The organism is Achromobacter insuavis (genome assembly GCF_902859645.1).
GTDB classification, from domain to species: Bacteria; Pseudomonadota; Gammaproteobacteria; order Burkholderiales; family Burkholderiaceae_B; genus Achromobacter; species Achromobacter insuavis.
Genome location: NZ_CADIJR010000049.1, coordinates 1 through 16,347 on the forward strand (window position 1 = coordinate 1; position 16,347 = coordinate 16,347).

Consider the following 16,347-nt stretch of genomic DNA (forward strand, 5'->3'; position numbering starts at 1 on the left):
GCCCCGCGCCAGCGCCGCATCCAGCACCGTCACGCGCCAGCCTCGCAGCGCCAGGGACTGCGCGATGCCCGCCCCCGCCAGGCCCGCCCCCACCACCAGCGCATGACGGCCCTCCTCGGCCGCCGCGGCCGGCGCGGCGTCGGCGCCGGGCGTGGCGGTGCCCACCGTCATGTGCCATTTGCCGCCATAGCCCGGCGCCCGCCGGACATCGAACCCCGCATCACGCAGGGCCTGGCGCAATTCGCCGGTGCAGGCCCAGGTGGCCACCGTAGCCTGCGGCGCGGCCAGCCGCGCCAGGTCCTTGAGCAAGGCGGCCTGCCACATGCGCGGATTGCGCTCCGGCGCGAAACCATCCAGGAAATACGCGTCGACCCGCGCCGCAAGCCGCGGCGCCAGCGCCTGCGCATCGCCGAAACCGAGCGTCAGCGTCACCGCGCCGCCCTCGAATTCCAGCCGGTGCAGGCCGGGCAGCAAGGCCGGCCACTGCGCCGCCAGTTGCGCCGCCAGCGCGGCCAGGGGCTCGGGCGCATGGCGCGCCAGCAAGGCCTGCAAGTCCGCCCGGCCGAACGGGTGCGCCTCCAGCGACACCACGTGCAGGGTGCGCGAGCGCTGCGGATCATCGCGCCACGCGCGCCACAACGCCAGGAAATTGAGCCCCAGGCCGAAACCGGTCTCGCAGACCGTGAAGGCGCCGCGTCCGCGCCAGCGTTCAGGCAGGCCGTTGCCGCGCAGGAAAACGTGTTCGGCCTGGCCCAGCGCGCCCGACGGCGAGTGGTACACGTCGCCATAGGCCGGGCTATAGAGCCGGCCCTGCGCATCGAATTCAGCGACCGCGGGGGTCAGGGGCACGTAGGACGAAGACATGGAAACGGCGGCGATCGGAAAAGATGGATTATCGGCTGGCGCGGCCGGCTGCGTTGGATGCGCGCCACGGGCGTCCGGGCTTTTGCCGCGCCGCCACGGATTTGACGCATGGCTGGGCTTACACTGGTTTCATGGAAACCTATGACCCGCCCCGCTCGCTCGCCTCGCCCGTAGACCTGTGCGCCGCGCTCGACGCCGCGGTCACGGCAGCCCACGCCGGCGCGGCCATCCTGCAATCCTACGCGCATCATCGCGCCGATCTCGTGATCGATCGCAAGGCGCGCAACGATCTCGTGTCCCAGGCCGACCGCGAGGCCGAGGCCGCGATCATCGAGGAATTGCAGGCGCGCACGCCCCAGTTCGGCATCGTCGCCGAAGAGACCGGCGGTCAGGCGCAAGGCGCCGCCACCTGGTACATCGACCCGCTCGACGGCACCACCAATTTCCTGCACGACATTCCGCATTACGCCGTGTCGATCGCGCTCATCGCGCACGCCGGCACCGCGGTGTCCCCCACCGAACGCCTGGCCCGCGAAACGCCCGTGGCCGGCGTGGTCTACGACCCTTGCCGCGAAGAGCTGTTCACCGCCGTATATGGCCTGGGCGCCTGGCTCAACGGCCGCCGCATCAATTGCTCGCGCACCCGCACGCTGGACGACGCCGTGCTGGCAACCGGCTTTCCCTTCCGCGACTTTTCCTTCGCCAGCCAGTACATGCCGATGCTGCATGACGCCATCAACCGCGCCCGCGGCGTGCGGCGCATGGGCGCGGCCGCGCTGGACCTGGCCTGGACCGCCTGCGGCCGTTACGACGGCTATTGGGAAATGGGACTGGCGCCCTGGGACGTGGCCGCGGGCACGCTGATCGTGCGCGAAGCCGGCGGCGCCTGCAACGACATGCACCAGCAGGACTCCTGGCCCATCGGCGGGCGCGTCGTGGCCGGCAATCCCGACATCGAACGCGCCCTGCACGAGATGATCGCCCCGCACCTGGACCAGCCGGGCTGAGGCCCGGCCGCCCGCGCGACCCGCGCGATCAGGCCGCCTGGCCCTGCGGCGCGGCGGCCTCGGCGTCCGGACGCAATTCGCGCCGCAGGATCTTGCCGACGTTGCTCTTGGGCAGCTCGTCGCGGAATTCGACGAAGCGCGGCCGCTTGTAGCCGGTCAGCTTGTCCTTGCACCACTGCTGCACCTGGGCCTCGGTCAGCGACGCATCCTTCTTCACCACGAACACCTTGACGGCCTCGCCCGAATGCTCGTCCGGCACGCCGATGGCGGCGCATTCGAGCACGCCCGGCATCTGCGCCACGGCCGCCTCGACCTCGTTCGGATAGACCTTGAAGCCGGACACCGTGATCATGTCCTTCTTGCGGTCGACGATGCGGGTGTAGCCCTTGTCGTCCATGATGCCGATATCGCCGGTGCGGAAGAAGCCGTCGGCGGTCATGGCGTGGCGGGTCTCTTCCGGCTTCTGCCAGTAGCCGGCCATGACCTGCGGCCCGCGGATGGCCACTTCGCCGCGCTCGCCCAGCGCCACCTCGTTGCCCGCGTCATCCAGGATCGCGACATCGGTGGACGGCAGCGGCAGGCCGATGGCGCCGGAGTAGGCGTCGGTGTCGGTCGGATTGACCGTGGCCACCGGCGAGGTTTCGGACAGGCCATAGCCCTCGACCAGCGGCCGGCCCGTGACCTTGAGCCAGCGCTCGGCCACCGCCTGCTGCACCGCCATGCCGCCGCCCAGCGTCAGCCGCAAGCCGGAGAAATCCAGCTTGGCGAAATCCTCGTTGTGGACCAGCGCGTTGAACAGCGTATTGACGCCCGGGAACACATTGATGGGCGTCTTGCGCCACGCGCCGATCAGCGATGGCTGGTCGCGCGGATTGATGATCAGCACGTTGCGCATGCCGGCGTGCAGCCCGTACAGGCCGCAGACCGTCATGGCGAACACGTGGTATAGCGGCAGCGCGCTCAGGATCGTGATCTGCTGCCCCGCCAGGTCATGCAGCGCGGGCGAGGCCACCGCTTCCATCTGCATCACGTTGGACGTCAGGTTGCGATGCGTCAGCATGGCGCCCTTGGGCACGCCAGTGGTGCCGCCGGTGTATTGCAGCACCGCCAGGTCGTCCATCGAGATGACCGGCGCCGTGAACGGCAGGCCCGCTCCCCTGGCCAGCACCTTCGGCAGCATCTGCGCGCCGTCGATATGCCACGCCGGCACCAGCTTCTTGATATAGCGCGCCGCCAGGTTCACCAGCGGCGCCTTCAGGCCGCCCAGCAGGTCGCCCGGGCCGGTCACCACGACGTGCTTGAGCTGACCGCGGTCGGTCACGCTCTGCAGCGTGTGGGCGAAATTCTCCAGAATGACGATGACCGCCGCGCCGCTGTCCTGCAACTGTCGCTGCAGTTCATCGGGGGTATAGAGCGGGTTGACGTTGACCACCGCGTGGCCGGCCCGCAGCGTGCCCAGCAGCGCCACCAGGTAGGCCGGCACGTTGGGCATCATCAGCGCGACCCGCGACCCCTTGGGCAGCCCCAGGCTCTGCAGCCAGGCGGCGAACCCGCGGCCATGCGCGTCAAGCTGCGCATAGGTGATGTCGCTGCCCATGGCGGTGCAGGCGATGCGGGTCGCGTACTGCTTGCAGGCCCGGTCCAGCAGGTCGGTGAGCGACGCATAGCCGTCGATGGAGATATCGGCGGGCACCCCTTTCGGGTAATGGGCAAGCCACGGACGGGTCATGGTGTTTGTCTCCATTAAATTGGTTTTTGATTGATGATAACCTTGTTGCGTTCCCAAATTCCGCCTGATTCTTCCCATGAAACTCCTCGATCCCATCGTCGCCTGGCGCGACGATATCTCCCAGATCCGACGCGACATCCACGCGCATCCCGAATTGGCGTTCGAGGAATTCCGCACCGCCGACGTGGTCGCGGCCAAGCTCGAAGAATGGGGCATTGAAATCCATCGCGGCCTCGGCGGCACCGGCGTGGTCGGCATCATCCGCGGCGACCGTCCCGGCGAACGCGCCGTCGGCCTGCGCGCCGACATGGACGCCCTGCCGATGCAGGAAGCCAATACCTTCGCCCACGCCAGCAAGCATGCCGGCAAGATGCACGCCTGTGGCCACGACGGCCACACCGCCATGCTGCTGGCCGCCGCGCGCTACCTGGCGCAGCACCGCGACTTCGCCGGCACGGTCTATGTGATCTTCCAGCCCGCCGAGGAAGGCGGCGGCGGCGCCAAGCGCATGATCGACGACGGCCTGTTCACGCGCTTCCCCATGGAAGCCGTGTTCGGCATGCACAACTGGCCCGGCATGGCGCCCGGCCAGTTCGGCGTGACCGCCGGCCCCATCATGGCCTCCAGCAACGAATTCTCCATCGTGGTCAAGGGCAAGGGCACCCATGCCGGCATGCCCAACCTGGGCATCGACCCGGTGATGGCGGCGGTGCAACTGGCGCAATCGCTGCAGACCATCATCACGCGCAACCGCAATCCGCTCGACGCCGCGGTGCTCAGCATCACGCAGATCCACGCCGGCAGCGCCGACAACGTGGTGCCCAACCACGCCGAACTGCGCGGCACGGTGCGCACCTTCACCCTCGAGGTGCTGGACCTGATCGAACGCCGTATGGAAGAGATCTCGCGCCACACCTGCGCCGCCATGGATTGCGAAGTGGAGTTCACCTTCCAGCGCAACTACCCGCCCACCATCAACCATCCCGAGGAAGCCGCGTTCTGCGCCGACGTGATGCGCGACATCGTCGGCGACGACAAGGTCAACGATCACGTGCAGCCCACCATGGGCGCCGAGGACTTCGCCTTCATGCTGCAGGAACTGCCGGGCTGCTACGTCTGGATCGGCAACGGCGTCGGCGACCACCGCGCGGCCGGCCATGGCCTGGGCCCGTGCATGCTGCACAACGGCAGCTACGACTTCAACGACGACCTGCTGGCGCTGGGCGGCACCTATTGGGTGCAGCTGGCGCTCAAGCGCCTGGCCAAGCCCTGACCTCCCGCTAGAAACCGCCCCCCTGCCCCGTCCGCACCGCCAGGCACATCGCCAGGAAGCGCTGGGCGGCGCGGGCGGCGGCATCCGCGTGCGGCACCAGGATGCTCAGCGTGCGCGTCAGCGGCCGCGGCAACAGCCGCAACGCGGCCAGCGCGCCGTCCTCGTGCCGCATCGACATGGCGGACACGAAACCCACGCCCAGTCCGGCGCGCACCGCCTGCTTCACCCCCTCCACCCCGGCCAGCTCCAGCCCGATCGACGGCGCCAGGCCGGCATCGGCAAACGCCCGCTCGACCAGCCGCCGCACGCCTGACCCCGGTTCCCGCATCACCAGCGCCGACAGCGCCAAGTCGCGCAGCGTCACCGCGCCCTTGCCGGCCAGCGCGTGATCGGCGCGCACGATCGCCACCACCTCGTCCTGCCGCCACGCGTGCACCGCGGTATCGGCGGGCAGGCCCGTCGGCACGTCGCCCTCGATGAAGGCCAGGTCCAGCGCGGGCAGGCGCTCGACGATCTCGCGGGTATTGCCATCGGACAGGTGCAGGCTGACGGCCGGGAACGCCTGGCGGAAATCCGCCACCAGGGCGGGCAGCAGGTAGCTGGCGGGCGTGGTGCTGGCCCCCAGCCGCAGCGCGCCGGTTTCCAGGCCGCGCCAGGACTCCCGCACCGCCTGGGCCTGGCGATACACCTGGCGCAGCTGGCGCGCCTGCTCGGCCAGGCGCTCGCCCGCTTCGGTCAGGGCGATGCCGTGGCCGCTGCGGCGGTACAGCGGTTCGCCGAACCATTCCTGCAAGGCGCGCAGCTGGCCCGACACGGCCGGCTGCGACAGGTGCAGCTGCTGCGCCGCGCGGCTGATGTTGCCGGCATCGGCCACCGTGGCAAAGGTGAGCAATTGATCGGGCGTCATGGATCGTTCCAGGCCGGGGCCGCCACGGCGGCTTGATTATCAGAATTTCCGATATTTCATATCAAAAATGAAAATTTTCCAAATAACGGCTATGAAATTAATATTTCGTCCAGTTATTTAGATATGCACAAAGGCCCGCCATGAGCACCGCCAGCACCACCGTCCCCCAACAGGCCGCCGCCCCCGCCGCGCCAGCCTCCCCGGCCGCCACCGCCACGCCCTGGCGCGACAAGCTCAACGGCGTCCTGTTCGTCGGCCTGATGTCGGCCGCGGTCATGCAGCTGGCGGACCTGCCCGCCATCCGCCAGCTGGGCTTTTCGCCGCTGGTGGTCGGCATCGTCTGTGGCATGCTATACGGCAACTTCCTGCGCGGCACCATGCCGGTCGACTGGGGCGTGGGCGTCAACTTCACCGCGCGCCGCCTGCTGCGCATCGCCGTGGCCTTCTACGGCCTGAACATCAGCATCCAGCAGATCGCCGCCGTCGGCCTGCCGGGCCTGGCGGTCTCGGTGGCGGTGGTGGTGGGCACGCTGCTGATTGGCACCTGGGTCGGCCAGCGTCTGCTCGGGCTGGACCGTGACACCGCCATGCTGACCGCCGCCGGCAGCGCCATCTGTGGCGCCGCCGCCGTGCTGGCCTTCGAACCGACCCTGCGGGCGCAGCCGCACAAGAGCGCCGTGGCGGTCGCCACCGTGGTGCTGTTCGGCACGCTGTCGATGTTCCTGTACCCGGTGCTGTACCACGCCGGCTGGCTGCCGTTCGACACCCAGTCGCTGGGCATCTACATCGGCGGCACCATCCACGAAGTGGCGCAGGTGGTCGGCGCGGCCAGCAACATCGACCCCGCCACCACGGAAGTCGCCACCATCGTCAAGATGACCCGCGTCGCGCTGCTGGTGCCGGTGCTGCTGATCCTCGGCCTGTACCTGCGCAGCGCCGCCAGCCATGCCGGCGGCAACGCCAAGGGCGCCAGGCTGCCGATTCCCTGGTTCGCGGTCGGCTTCCTGGTCCTGGCCATCATCAACTCGCTCAACATCATCCCCGCCGACGTGGTCGCCGCCATCCGCCGCCTGGACGTCTTCGCCCTGACCATGGCCATGACCGCGCTGGGCATCGAGACCCGCTTCGCCAACATCCGCAAGGCCGGTCCGCGGGTGATGGCGCTGGGCCTGATCCTGTACGTCTGGCTGCTGGTCGGCGGCTACGGCATCGTCAAGCTGGCGTCCTGATCCACACCCGCTTCGATAAAGCGTCCCGACGGGGCGCCGGCCCGCGCCGGCGCCCCGTTTTTCCTGCATAATCGGCTGGTTGCCTTGCATTGGAGCCGGCCGCATGACCTCCAGCACCAAAACCCCCTTCACGACTTTGCCCGCCAATCGCGACGCGGTATTGCGCGTCATGCCGATGCCCGCGGACGCCAACATCCACGGGGACGTTTTCGGCGGCTGGATCATGTCCCAGGTCGACATCGCCGGGTCGATTCCCGCCGCCCGCCGCGCGGCCGGCCGGGTCGCCACGGTCGCCGTCAACGCGTTCCAGTTCAAGCAGCCCGTGTTCGTGGGCGACCTGCTCAGCTTCTATACTTCCATCATCAAGACCGGCAAGACCTCCATCACCGTCTCGGTCGAGGTCTACGCGGAACGCCAGCGCCTGGATGCCGAAGTCGTCAAGGTCACCGAAGCCACGCTGACCTACGTCGCCACCGACGAAGCGCGGCGCAGCCGCCCTCTCCCCATTCTTTGAGCCGTATCGCATGACGCAGTCCGCCGCCGCGCAGAAACCGCCCGCGACGCCCCGCCGCCTCGACCCGGAAGACGCGCAGCACGCCCTGGCGGAAGTCCAGGAGCGCCTGCGCCGCCAGCAGCTGGTCGCCGACCTGGTGCATCGCCAGGAAGAAGGCGACGCCAAGGCCAACCTGGTCGAAGACCTGGTGCACCGCCAGCACGAGGCGGAGCTCAAGACCCTGCTGGACGGCCTGCACCCCTCGGACATCGCCTTCATCCTCGAATCGCTGCCCAAGGATGAACGCCAGACGATCTGGAAGCTGGTCAGCCCCGAGCACGACGCCGACGTGCTGCTCGAGGTTGAAGACTGGGTGCGCGAATCGCTGATCGAGGCGATGGACCGCCAGGACCTGGTAGCCGCCACCGGCAACATGGACGCCGACGAACTGGCGGACCTGGCGCCCGACCTGCCGCCGGACGTGGTGGCCGAGGTCCAGAAGGGCCTGACCGAGGAAGAGCGCGCGCAGCTGCTGGAAGCCATGGGCTATCCGGAAGACAGCGTCGGCGCCATCATGGACTTCGAGATGGTCCGGGTGCGCGAGGACGTCACGCTCGAAGTGGTGCTGCGCTACCTGCGCCGCCTGCATGAACTGCCCGACCACACCGACCAGATCTTCGTGGTCGACCGCCAGGACAAGCTGCAGGGCATCCTGCCGCTATCGCGGCTGTTGGTCAGCGAACCTGAAACCGAAGTTCGCGCGGTCATGAACGCCGACTTCCTGACGCTCAACCCGCTGGATTCCGATGCCGACGCCGCCGGCGCGTTCGAACGCTACGACCTGGTGTCCGCCCCCGTGATGGACGACCAGGGCCGCCTGATCGGCCGCGTCACCATCGCCGACGTGGTCGACGTGATGCGCGAAGACTCGCAGGAACAGGCCCTGTCGCGCGCCGGCCTGCAGGAGGAAGACATCTTCGCCCCGGTCAGCACCGCGCTGCGCAACCGCGCCCCCTGGCTGCTGTTCAACCTCTGTACCGCGGCCACGGCGTCGTTCGTGGCCTCGCAATTCGAAGGCACGGTCAGCCAGATCGTGATCCTGGCGTTCCTGATGTCCATCGTCGCCGGCATCGGCGGCAACTCGGGCAACCAGACCATGACGCTGATCATCCGCGCCCTGGCGATGGGCCGGATCACCGGCCGCAACCTGTGGCAGCTGGTCAAGCGCGAACTGTTCGTGACCCTGATGGTGGGGCTGTGCGGCAGCCTGGTGGCGGCCCTGTTCGCCTGGGTGATTTCGCACTCGCTGTCGATCGCCCTGGTGATGATGGCCGCCATGGTCTGCAACATGCTGGTGGGCGCCTCGGTCGGGGTGCTGGTGCCGATGGTGCGGGCCCGCTTCGGCAAGGATCCGGCCATGGGATCCTCGGTCCTGCTGACCTTCGCGACGGACTCCCTGGGGTTTTTCATCTTCCTGGGCCTGGCCACGATTTTCCTGCTGTAGCGCGTCTGCAACGGACCCACGCACGAATGTTTCACGGGATGTCCTGAACGCTTATTTGACAGCGGCATGACAGTCAATATGGCGACTGCTCCGTTACAGTAACGAGGTTGTCATCATTTTCTGTCCCTGCAATGACCGCCAGACTCCGGGCAGCGCTTTTTTGCCTGCTGCTCTCCACTTTCAGCGCCGCCGCGCATGCCTGCGACAACCTGCCGTCGTGGGCCCAATCCGCCTGTCAGCGCCTTGACCAGATCTGGTCCGAAGGCGGCAACGACCTCTATTTCAGCGGCTACGCCTGGCACAACCGCGCCATGTACAGCCGCGAAAAAATCAACAGCTTCAATGAACTGGCCTGGGGCGGCGGCTATGGCCGCAGCATCTACGACGAAGACGGCGACTGGCAGGGCCTGTACGCCATGGCCTTCCTGGATTCCCACAGCAAGGTCGAGCCGATCGCCGGCTATGGCTTCCTGAAGATCGGACGGGTCAGCGAGAATTTCCGGCTGGGCGCCGGCTATACGGTCTTCCTGACCGCGCGCCACGACATCATGAGCTACGTGCCCTTCCCCGGCGTGCTGCCGCTGGTCTCGGCCGGCTACAAGGACACCATGCTGTACGCCACCTACATTCCCGGTTCGCGCGGCGCGGGCAACGTGCTGTTCATGTTCGGCCGCTGGGCCTTCTGACGGCCCGGCGCGACGCCGCGGGACTTTCCCAGGCGCCCGCCGCAGCGCGTTCCAATGGCCCGCCGGCGGGCCGCCCGTTCAGCAGGGCTGCAGGCCCAGCCGGCGCACCAGTTCGCCCAGGCGCCAATCATCGATGCCGTGGGCGCGCAGCGCCTTCTCGGTTTCCACCACGTAATCCAGGCACGGGCCCGAATGCCCGACCGCATTGCGCACCGACGCCAGCAGGCGGTCGTCGCTCAGGTCGGCGGCGTATTCCTGGCAGGCGCGATTCAATAGGAACACCAGCCCGCGCACCGGCGCCTGTTCGGTATGGCAGGCCAGCCAGCGCGGCGTGTAGGCGCCGGTGACCATCTCGCGGCGCCACAGCGCCTCGAACACCGCAGGCACGTCACAGGCGGCAATCTGGAACGCCACGCCGCGGCAGCAGCCGCCGCGATCCAGTCCAAACACCAGCCCGGGATTGTCGGGCGAGCCGCGATGGTCGTGCGACCACAGGCACAGCGAGCGGTGATAGCCGCGCACCGTGGCCAGGCGCCGTTCGCGCCAGGCAAAACCGGGATGCCAGATCAGGGAGCCGTAGGCGAACACCCACAGGTCGTCGGTGCCGTTCCATCCCACCAAAAGCTCTTCCACCGACGCGGGTTGCGCCTTCGCCAATCCGGCACAGCCGGCGGGTACTGCCAACGACATAGGGTCCTCTGATATCCCGGGTTCATTCCCATGGCGGGAATGACGGATATGCTACGCCGCCTGCCGCGCAAAAGAATTGCGAGATGGGCCGCGCGCAACACGCCGAAAGAAATTTGTATTCGCCGGAAGGCGGCGCCAGGGAAAAAAATTGCGCTCCGCCCCAAGGACCGCTTTCACCCCGGCCGGACGGCCGCCGGCAGCCCGGCCGGCCGGTCCGCCTAGAGCGCGTCCAGCGGCAGTTCGGTGGTGCTCTTGATGACTTCCATCGAGAAGCTGGCGCTGACGTCCAGCAGGTCGACCGCGGCGATCAGGCGGCGGTAGAAGCGGTCATAGGCCGCCATGTCCTCGACCACCACCTTGAGCAGGTAGTCGATGTCGCCGGCCATGCGATGGAACTCGACCACATTCGGCAGCGCCATGACCGCGTTGATCAGGCTCTGGGTCCATTTCTCGTTGTGCTGGCTGGTCTTGATCGAGACGAACACGGTCAGGTTCAGCCCCAGCGCGCGCGGGTCCAGCAGGATGGCGTTGCGGGCGATGACGCCATCGTCCTTGAGCTTCTGGATGCGGCGCCAGCAGGGGGTGACGGACAGATTGACCTGCTCGGCGATCTCGGCGACCGAGCAGGTGGCGTCCTTCTGCAGCAACGCCAAGATCTTGATGTCCGTCTGGTCCATGGGGATTCCTCAAGCGATATCGCCGCAATCTTGCCCTGACACCCCGCCCGCGTCCAGCCGCGGAACACCCTAAGCAGCCCCACGGACCGCCCGGGGCGCGGATTCAGTACGTGCCGGGGTAGCCGCCGCCATCGAGCAGGATGTTCTGCGCCGTCATGTAGCCCGCGTGCGCCGAGCAGACATAGGCGCACAGCGCCCCCAGCTCCTCGGGCTGGCCGTAGCGGCCGGCCGGGCTGGCGCGGCCGCGCTCGTCCCACAGCTGTTCGAAGGTCTTGCCGCCTTCCTCCAGCATGCCGCGGATGTGACGCGCCTGCGCGTCGGTGGCGAAGGCGCCCGGCAGCAAGTTGTTGATGGTGACGTTGTGGCGCACGGTCTGGCGCGCCAGGCCGCTGACGAAGCCGATCAGCCCGGCGCGCGCGCCGTTGGACAACCCCAGCTCGGCGTGCGGCGCCTTGACGCTGCGCGAGACGATGTTGACGATGCGCCCGAAGCGCCGCTCGATCATGCCGTCGACCACGCGGCGGATCATGTCGATGGGGCCCAGCATCATGGAATCGAGCGCCGCGATCCAGTCGTCATGGCTCCAGTCGCGGAAATCGCCGGGCATGGGGCCGTCGGCGTTGTTGATCAGGATATCGGGGTGCGGGCACGCGGCCAGCGCGGCGTCGCGCCCCTCGGGCAGCGTCAGGTCGGCCGAGACCCAGCCCACGCCGATGCCCGTGGCGCGCGCGATCTCGGTCGCGGCCTGCTCCAGCGTCTGCGGATTGCGCGCCGCGATGGTCACCGCCACGCCCTCGCGCGCCAATTGCAGGGCACAGGCCCGGCCCATGCCGCGGCTGCCGCCGAATACCAATGCCGTCTTGCCGCTGATCCCCAGATCCATGCCTGACTCTCCAGAGTGGTGCCGTGAAGCGGACCAGTATAGGAGCGGCGGGCCGCCGCGGGGGTGGAAATTTTTTCTAATGTTCGGGCCGGGACGGCCGAATTTGGCAAAGGCATTCCAGCGCAAATCCCTAAGATGAAACCTTGTCATCCAGGGGCCTGCCCATGACCTCCGTCCAACTTGCCACCGCAGACCTGCGCTCGCTGTGCGAATCGGTGCAGGCCGCCCAGATGAACGCGGCCCGCGCCCTGCTGCGCGAGCTGGCCAGCAGCGTCGCCAATGCCGGCGATATGCTGCGCGCCCTGCCCGAAGACCTGCGCGCCGGCCGCGCCGACACCTACACCCGCCACATCGCCTACGCCGATCCGCATGGCGCCTTCACCGTCGCCTACCTGATCTGGCGCCCGGGGCAATTCAGCCCGGTGCATGGTCACAAGACCTGGTGCACCTACCAGGTCCTGCAGGGCGAATTGGCCGAAACCCACTACCGCTGGGACCCGGTCGCCGCCGCGGCCATTGCCTGCGGCGAGGTCAGCCGGCGGCCGGGCGACGTCGTCACCGCCGCCCCGGGCCTGCGCCAGATCCACCGGCTCGGCAATGCCGGCCCCGGCGTCGCGGTGTCCCTGCACATCTATGGCGTGGACCAGGCCGACCTCTGCACCGGCGTCAATCACCTGGTGCCGACGCCCGCCACGCATTGACCGCGGGATGCCAGTCTTCGCAACGGGATCCCCATAAAAAAAGCGGGGCCAATGGCCCCGCCCTGTCTTGCCTGCGCCTCAGCCCATCCACTGGCTGACCGGCGCCGCCGCATCCTGCAGCGGCTGCGCCACCACGTCGATCAGCGCCGGGCCGTCGTGCTCCATGGCCGCCTTGATGGCCGCGTCCAGCTTGGCCGGATCCTCGACCCGCCAGGCCTTCACGCCATAGGCTTCGGCGATGCGGGCGTGGTCGGTGCGATCGAAGTCCACGCTGTAGTAGCGCTTGTCGTAGCCGGCCTTCTGGCTGGCCTTGATCCAGCCATAGACCGAGTTCGAAAACACGATCATCAGCAGCGGCGCCTTGTGGCGCACGATGGTCTCGAGCTCGCCGACGGTGAAGCCGAAGCTGCCGTCGCCCATCACCGAGACGCACTTGGCGTTCGGCCGGCCGACCCAGGCGCCCAGCGCCGCCGACATCGAGAAACCCAATGCGCCATGGGCGCGGTTGGTGATGAAGTGGCGGCCGGGCCGCGACACGTCGTAATAGGCCGAGAAATACGGGCACGGCGTGCCGGGGTCGGCGCACACCACAGCGTCGTCGGGCAACAGGCGATTGAGCGACTGCACCACGCGCTCGGGGCGGATCGGCGCATCCAGGCTGTTCGCCAGCGGCTCCAGCTGCGCGCGTCGCGCGGCCTTGGCGCGGCCGGCCAGCACCGCGCCGTCGGCGGCGTCGGACGGCCGGTGCGCCAGGCGCGCCTGCACCTCGGCGCCAAGCGCCTGCAGGGCCAGCTTGGCATCGCCCACCATGCCGACTTCGGTCAGGTAGTTGGCGCCGATCACCATCGGATCGATGTCGATGTGCAGGATCGGCACGTCGCGGTTCGGGAAGCGCCAGTGCTCGGTCGAGGTCGACCCCGCGCGGCAGCCGACGAACAGCACCACGTCGGCCGCGGCCACCACGTCGCGCGTCGCCATCACGCCGCCGTTCGAGCCCACCACGCCCGCGTTCAGCGGATGCGTGTCGGCCAGGCTGCCCTGGCCGCTGACGGTCACGCAGACCGCCGCCTTCAGGCTCTCGGCCAGTTCCTGCAGCGCGCCGCTGGCGCCGGCGATCACCACGCCGCCGCCGCAGATGATGACCGGCGCGCGCGCGCCGACCAGGCGCTGCGCCGCGCGCGCCACGTCGGCCGGATCCGGCGCGTAGCGCAGCGAGGGGAATTGCGCGTGTTCCGGCTGGGCCCAGACATCGGCGCCATCGACCTGCTGCTTCATCACGTCATACGGGAAGCACAGGTGCGCCGAACCGGGCTTGCCGGTGGTCATGGCGCGGAACGCCGCGCGCACCATGCCGGGAATCTGGTCGGCGCGGTCGATGGTGCGGTTCCATTTGGTCAGCGGCCGGTACAGGGCCTCCTGGTCCAGTTCGGTCAGCGGGTACTTGCCGCGCGAGCCCACCGCCACGTCGGACGTGATGCCCAGCACCGGGATGGACGACTCGTTGGCCTCCACCAGCCCGGGCAGCAGATAGGTCGCGCCGCCGCCGCTCGGCCCTTCGCACACGCCGACCTTGCCGGTCACGCGGGCGTAGGCGTCGGCCATGTAGCCGGCGCTGCGCTCGTCCCGGGTCAGGATGTGCTGCATGCCATGATCGAGCCGGTAGAGCGCGTCGTAGAACGGCAGGCTGGTATCGCCGCACAGGCCGAAAATATGTTTGACGCCGTTGTGTTGCAGCATCCGCACCATTGCTTCGGCGCCGGTCAAGGTATCCATGTCTTCTCCACGCGATGCGCGGACCGGGCGGGACGCGATCGCGCCCCGCCGCGGGCCGCTCAGTTATCCAGGTTGATGTTGCTGCTCTTGATGAACTTGCTCCAGCGGTCGTATTCCGCCTTCACGTAGGCATCCAGCGCCGGGCCGTTCGACGCCACGATCTCGAAGCCCGCCTCTTCCAGCTTCTTCTTGACGTCCGGATCGGCCAGCACGGTGTTGAAGGCCTGCGTCAGCTTCTTCACGGTCGCCTCCGGCGTGCCCTTGGGGGCGAACATGCCGCTCCACGAATAGGCGACGAACCCGGGGAAACCGGACTCGGCCACCGTCGGCACGTTGGGCAGGTCGGGCAGGCGCTTCTCGCCGGCCACCGCCAGCGGCTTGATCTTGCCGGCCTGGATCTGGCCGCGCAGCGCGGCGAAGCTCAGCCAGGTCATGTTGGCCTGACCGCCCACCACCGCCTGGATGGCCGGTCCGCCGCCGCCGTACGGCACGTGCAGCAGCTCCACCTTCGACAGGCGCTTGAGTTCCTCCGGCGCCAGGTGATTGAGCGAACCGACGCCGGTGGAGGCGTAGTTGAACTTGTTGGGCGGCTGCTTGGCCGCGGCCGCCAGGAAGTCCTTCAGGTTGTCGCCCGGCACGCCCGGGTTGGCGCCCAGCACCAGCGGAAAGCGCACGGTCTGGGTGATGGCGACGAAGTCCTTGAAGGTGTCGTAGGGCAGCTTGGGTTTGACCGCCGGATTGATGCCGTGGTTGTCGAAGCTGACCAGCAGCGTGCTGCCGTCGGGCTCGGCCCGCGCCACGAAGGCGGTGGCGATCTGGCTGGCGGCGCCCGGGCGGTTTTCCACCACCACGGCGCGCCCGCCCAGCTCCTTGGACAGCCGCGGCTGCAGGATGCGGGCCAGGATATCGGTGCTGCCGCCCGGCGGATACGGCACCACCAGGATCAGCGGCTTGTCTTCCGCCCGGGCGGGCGCGGCGGCCAATCCGCCCCCCAGCGCGGCAAGCGCGCAAACGGCCGCCAAGGCGCGCCGCATCGTTGTGTAGGTCATGTTTTTTCCCCTGCTGTTGTGGTGTTGGCCGGCGCTACCGTGGCGGGTTCGGCCTGGTCCCGCATGTAAATCGTTGAAAAGCCGGTGCGAATGACATCGGTGATCTGGTCCAGCCGCCGGCCGATGTGGCTGCGCATCATGTCCGGCAAGGCGTCGATGTCGCGCCGCTCCAGCGCCTGGACGATGCGCATGTGCTCGCCCTGGGTATGGCTGCGGCGGCCCTGCTGCATGTCGATCCAGCGCACGAAATGGATGCGGGCATTGACGCTTTCCAGCGCCCGCACGAATTCCTCGTTGCGCGAATAGCGCGCCAGCGTCAGGTGGAATGCCTCGTCCAGCTCCAGCAGGCGGGTCGCGTCGCTGTCCTCGGGCACGTCGCGCGAGCGTTCGACAAACGCGCGCAGCGCCGCCAGCTCCTCGTCGGTGGCGCGCTCGCAGGCGGCGCGCACGATGCCGGCCTCGAGCACCGCGCGGTATTCATAGAGGCTGTGGATCTGCTTGGCGTCCAGCAACCGCGCGATGAAGCCGCGGTTCACCGAACGGGTCAGGAAGCCCTCCACCATCAGCTGGTTGAGCACCTCGCGCAGGGGCGTGCGGCTCACGTTCAGGCGACGGGCCAGCTCGACCTCGTTGATGCGTTCGCCCGGCTTGAACTCGAAACTCACCGCCATCGCCTTGACGGCGTTGTACAGCTCGGCCTGGCCGGCCATGGTGCGGGCTGCGGGTCGGGATGGCGTCATGAGGGTGTCGGCCGCCTGGGCGCTCCGGGTGGGGATGAAGTGCATACTAAAGTGCATACACTTTGCGCCACAACCCGGGTTTGCCCGCAAGACGCGCGACAACAATCCGTCCCCCAAAATTTGGAGGCGGGAAGATCAGACA

Annotated in this window: 16 protein-coding genes; 7 read left to right on the plus strand and 9 right to left on the minus strand. The window is 68.4% G+C overall.

From position 1 onward, the window contains the following. Positions 1 to 864 (minus strand): tRNA (5-methylaminomethyl-2-thiouridine)(34)-methyltransferase MnmC2 (mnmC2, locus tag H0523_RS21540; RefSeq protein ID WP_180180141.1); only part of this gene is annotated, 864 nt, incomplete at its 3' end. Between the two features lie 131 nt (positions 865 to 995). Between mnmC2 and H0523_RS21545 the strand changes: the two genes are divergently transcribed. Beyond that, positions 996 to 1,871 (plus strand): inositol monophosphatase family protein, encoded by an 876-nt coding sequence (locus H0523_RS21545; RefSeq protein WP_054433521.1) that lies wholly within the window; start codon positions 996 to 998, stop codon positions 1,869 to 1,871. A 28-nt stretch (positions 1,872 to 1,899) separates the two neighbouring features. On the opposite strand, the gene H0523_RS21550 is transcribed toward H0523_RS21545, so the two are convergent. Then, positions 1,900 to 3,600 (minus strand): AMP-binding protein, encoded by a 1,701-nt coding sequence (locus tag H0523_RS21550; protein WP_054433520.1) that lies wholly within the window; start codon positions 3,598 to 3,600, stop codon positions 1,900 to 1,902. A gap of 76 nt (positions 3,601 to 3,676) precedes the next feature. On the opposite strand from H0523_RS21550, the gene H0523_RS21555 reads away from it, so the two are divergent. Then, positions 3,677 to 4,873, plus strand: coding sequence for a M20 aminoacylase family protein (locus H0523_RS21555; RefSeq protein ID WP_054433519.1), 1,197 nt, complete (start codon positions 3,677 to 3,679; stop codon positions 4,871 to 4,873). 7 nt (positions 4,874 to 4,880) lie between these two features. Here the strand turns inward: H0523_RS21555 and H0523_RS21560 are convergent, their stop codons facing one another. Next, entirely contained in the window at positions 4,881 to 5,780 is a 900-nt protein-coding gene (locus H0523_RS21560) for a LysR family transcriptional regulator (protein WP_054433518.1), read from the minus strand. Positions 5,781 to 5,920: 140 nt separating this feature from the next. Between H0523_RS21560 and H0523_RS21565 the strand changes: the two genes are divergently transcribed. The 4 genes from H0523_RS21565 to pagP all read left to right on the plus strand — a co-directional run bounded on the left by H0523_RS21565 (position 5,921) and on the right by pagP (position 9,692). Then, on the plus strand, positions 5,921 to 7,009 hold the full coding sequence (locus tag H0523_RS21565; protein ID WP_054433517.1) for a YeiH family protein: 1,089 nt from the start codon (positions 5,921 to 5,923) through the stop codon (positions 7,007 to 7,009). Between the two features lie 103 nt (positions 7,010 to 7,112). Further along, positions 7,113 to 7,523, plus strand: coding sequence for an acyl-CoA thioesterase (locus tag H0523_RS21570; protein WP_006392972.1), 411 nt, complete (start codon positions 7,113 to 7,115; stop codon positions 7,521 to 7,523). Positions 7,524 to 7,533: 10 nt separating this feature from the next. Further along, positions 7,534 to 9,006, plus strand: coding sequence for a magnesium transporter (gene mgtE, locus H0523_RS21575; RefSeq protein WP_054433516.1), 1,473 nt, complete (start codon positions 7,534 to 7,536; stop codon positions 9,004 to 9,006). 131 nt (positions 9,007 to 9,137) lie between these two features. Further along, positions 9,138 to 9,692, plus strand: a complete 555-nt coding sequence (gene pagP / locus H0523_RS21580; RefSeq protein WP_054433515.1) for a lipid IV(A) palmitoyltransferase PagP — start codon at positions 9,138 to 9,140, stop codon at positions 9,690 to 9,692. 78 nt (positions 9,693 to 9,770) lie between these two features. Here the strand turns inward: pagP and H0523_RS21585 are convergent, their stop codons facing one another. From H0523_RS21585 to H0523_RS21595, 3 genes are all read right to left on the minus strand, one after another. Further along, a complete protein-coding gene (locus H0523_RS21585) occupies positions 9,771 to 10,382 on the minus strand; it encodes a gamma-glutamylcyclotransferase (RefSeq protein WP_054433514.1) in 612 nt (203 codons plus the stop codon). A gap of 218 nt (positions 10,383 to 10,600) precedes the next feature. After that, positions 10,601 to 11,059, minus strand: a complete 459-nt coding sequence (locus H0523_RS21590) for an Lrp/AsnC family transcriptional regulator (RefSeq protein ID WP_006388798.1) — start codon at positions 11,057 to 11,059, stop codon at positions 10,601 to 10,603. A gap of 103 nt (positions 11,060 to 11,162) precedes the next feature. Beyond that, positions 11,163 to 11,942, minus strand: coding sequence for an SDR family oxidoreductase (locus H0523_RS21595; RefSeq protein ID WP_054433513.1), 780 nt, complete (start codon positions 11,940 to 11,942; stop codon positions 11,163 to 11,165). Positions 11,943 to 12,106: 164 nt separating this feature from the next. On the opposite strand from H0523_RS21595, the gene H0523_RS21600 reads away from it, so the two are divergent. Next, positions 12,107 to 12,643 carry a cysteine dioxygenase family protein gene (locus H0523_RS21600; protein ID WP_054433512.1) on the plus strand — a complete coding sequence of 179 codons (537 nt, stop codon included), beginning with the start codon at positions 12,107 to 12,109 and terminating at the stop codon, positions 12,641 to 12,643. 78 nt (positions 12,644 to 12,721) lie between these two features. Here H0523_RS21600 and H0523_RS21605 read toward each other — a convergent pair whose 3' ends face one another. The 3 genes from H0523_RS21605 to H0523_RS21615 are packed head-to-tail and all read right to left on the minus strand — an operon-like array spanning position 12,722 to position 16,205. Continuing rightward, positions 12,722 to 14,416: a thiamine pyrophosphate-binding protein gene (locus tag H0523_RS21605; RefSeq protein WP_054433511.1), complete on the minus strand. Its 1,695-nt coding sequence runs from the start codon at positions 14,414 to 14,416 to the stop codon at positions 12,722 to 12,724. 59 nt (positions 14,417 to 14,475) lie between these two features. After that, positions 14,476 to 15,465 (minus strand): tripartite tricarboxylate transporter substrate binding protein, encoded by a 990-nt coding sequence (locus H0523_RS21610; RefSeq protein WP_054433510.1) that lies wholly within the window; start codon positions 15,463 to 15,465, stop codon positions 14,476 to 14,478. Continuing rightward, entirely contained in the window at positions 15,462 to 16,205 is a 744-nt protein-coding gene (locus tag H0523_RS21615) for a GntR family transcriptional regulator (RefSeq protein WP_054433575.1), read from the minus strand. Before H0523_RS21615 ends, H0523_RS21610 begins: the two co-directional genes overlap by 4 nt. Positions 16,206 to 16,347: the final 142 nt, after the last annotated feature.

Coding starts and splice junctions, on each gene's coding strand:
- H0523_RS21615 (WP_054433575.1), bottom strand. CDS start 16,205: ATGACGCCATCCCGACCCGCAGCCCGCACCATGGCCGGCCAGGCCGAG.
- pagP (WP_054433515.1), top strand. CDS start 9,138: ATGACCGCCAGACTCCGGGCAGCGCTTTTTTGCCTGCTGCTCTCCACT.
- H0523_RS21605 (WP_054433511.1), bottom strand. CDS start 14,416: ATGGATACCTTGACCGGCGCCGAAGCAATGGTGCGGATGCTGCAACAC.
- H0523_RS21595 (WP_054433513.1), bottom strand. CDS start 11,942: ATGGATCTGGGGATCAGCGGCAAGACGGCATTGGTATTCGGCGGCAGC.
- H0523_RS21560 (WP_054433518.1), bottom strand. CDS start 5,780: ATGACGCCCGATCAATTGCTCACCTTTGCCACGGTGGCCGATGCCGGC.
- H0523_RS21565 (WP_054433517.1), top strand. CDS start 5,921: ATGAGCACCGCCAGCACCACCGTCCCCCAACAGGCCGCCGCCCCCGCC.
- mgtE (WP_054433516.1), top strand. CDS start 7,534: ATGACGCAGTCCGCCGCCGCGCAGAAACCGCCCGCGACGCCCCGCCGC.
- H0523_RS21545 (WP_054433521.1), top strand. CDS start 996: ATGGAAACCTATGACCCGCCCCGCTCGCTCGCCTCGCCCGTAGACCTG.
- H0523_RS21550 (WP_054433520.1), bottom strand. CDS start 3,600: ATGACCCGTCCGTGGCTTGCCCATTACCCGAAAGGGGTGCCCGCCGAT.
- H0523_RS21555 (WP_054433519.1), top strand. CDS start 3,677: ATGAAACTCCTCGATCCCATCGTCGCCTGGCGCGACGATATCTCCCAG.
- H0523_RS21570 (WP_006392972.1), top strand. CDS start 7,113: ATGACCTCCAGCACCAAAACCCCCTTCACGACTTTGCCCGCCAATCGC.
- H0523_RS21590 (WP_006388798.1), bottom strand. CDS start 11,059: ATGGACCAGACGGACATCAAGATCTTGGCGTTGCTGCAGAAGGACGCC.
- H0523_RS21610 (WP_054433510.1), bottom strand. CDS start 15,465: ATGACCTACACAACGATGCGGCGCGCCTTGGCGGCCGTTTGCGCGCTT.
- H0523_RS21585 (WP_054433514.1), bottom strand. CDS start 10,382: ATGTCGTTGGCAGTACCCGCCGGCTGTGCCGGATTGGCGAAGGCGCAA.
- H0523_RS21600 (WP_054433512.1), top strand. CDS start 12,107: ATGACCTCCGTCCAACTTGCCACCGCAGACCTGCGCTCGCTGTGCGAA.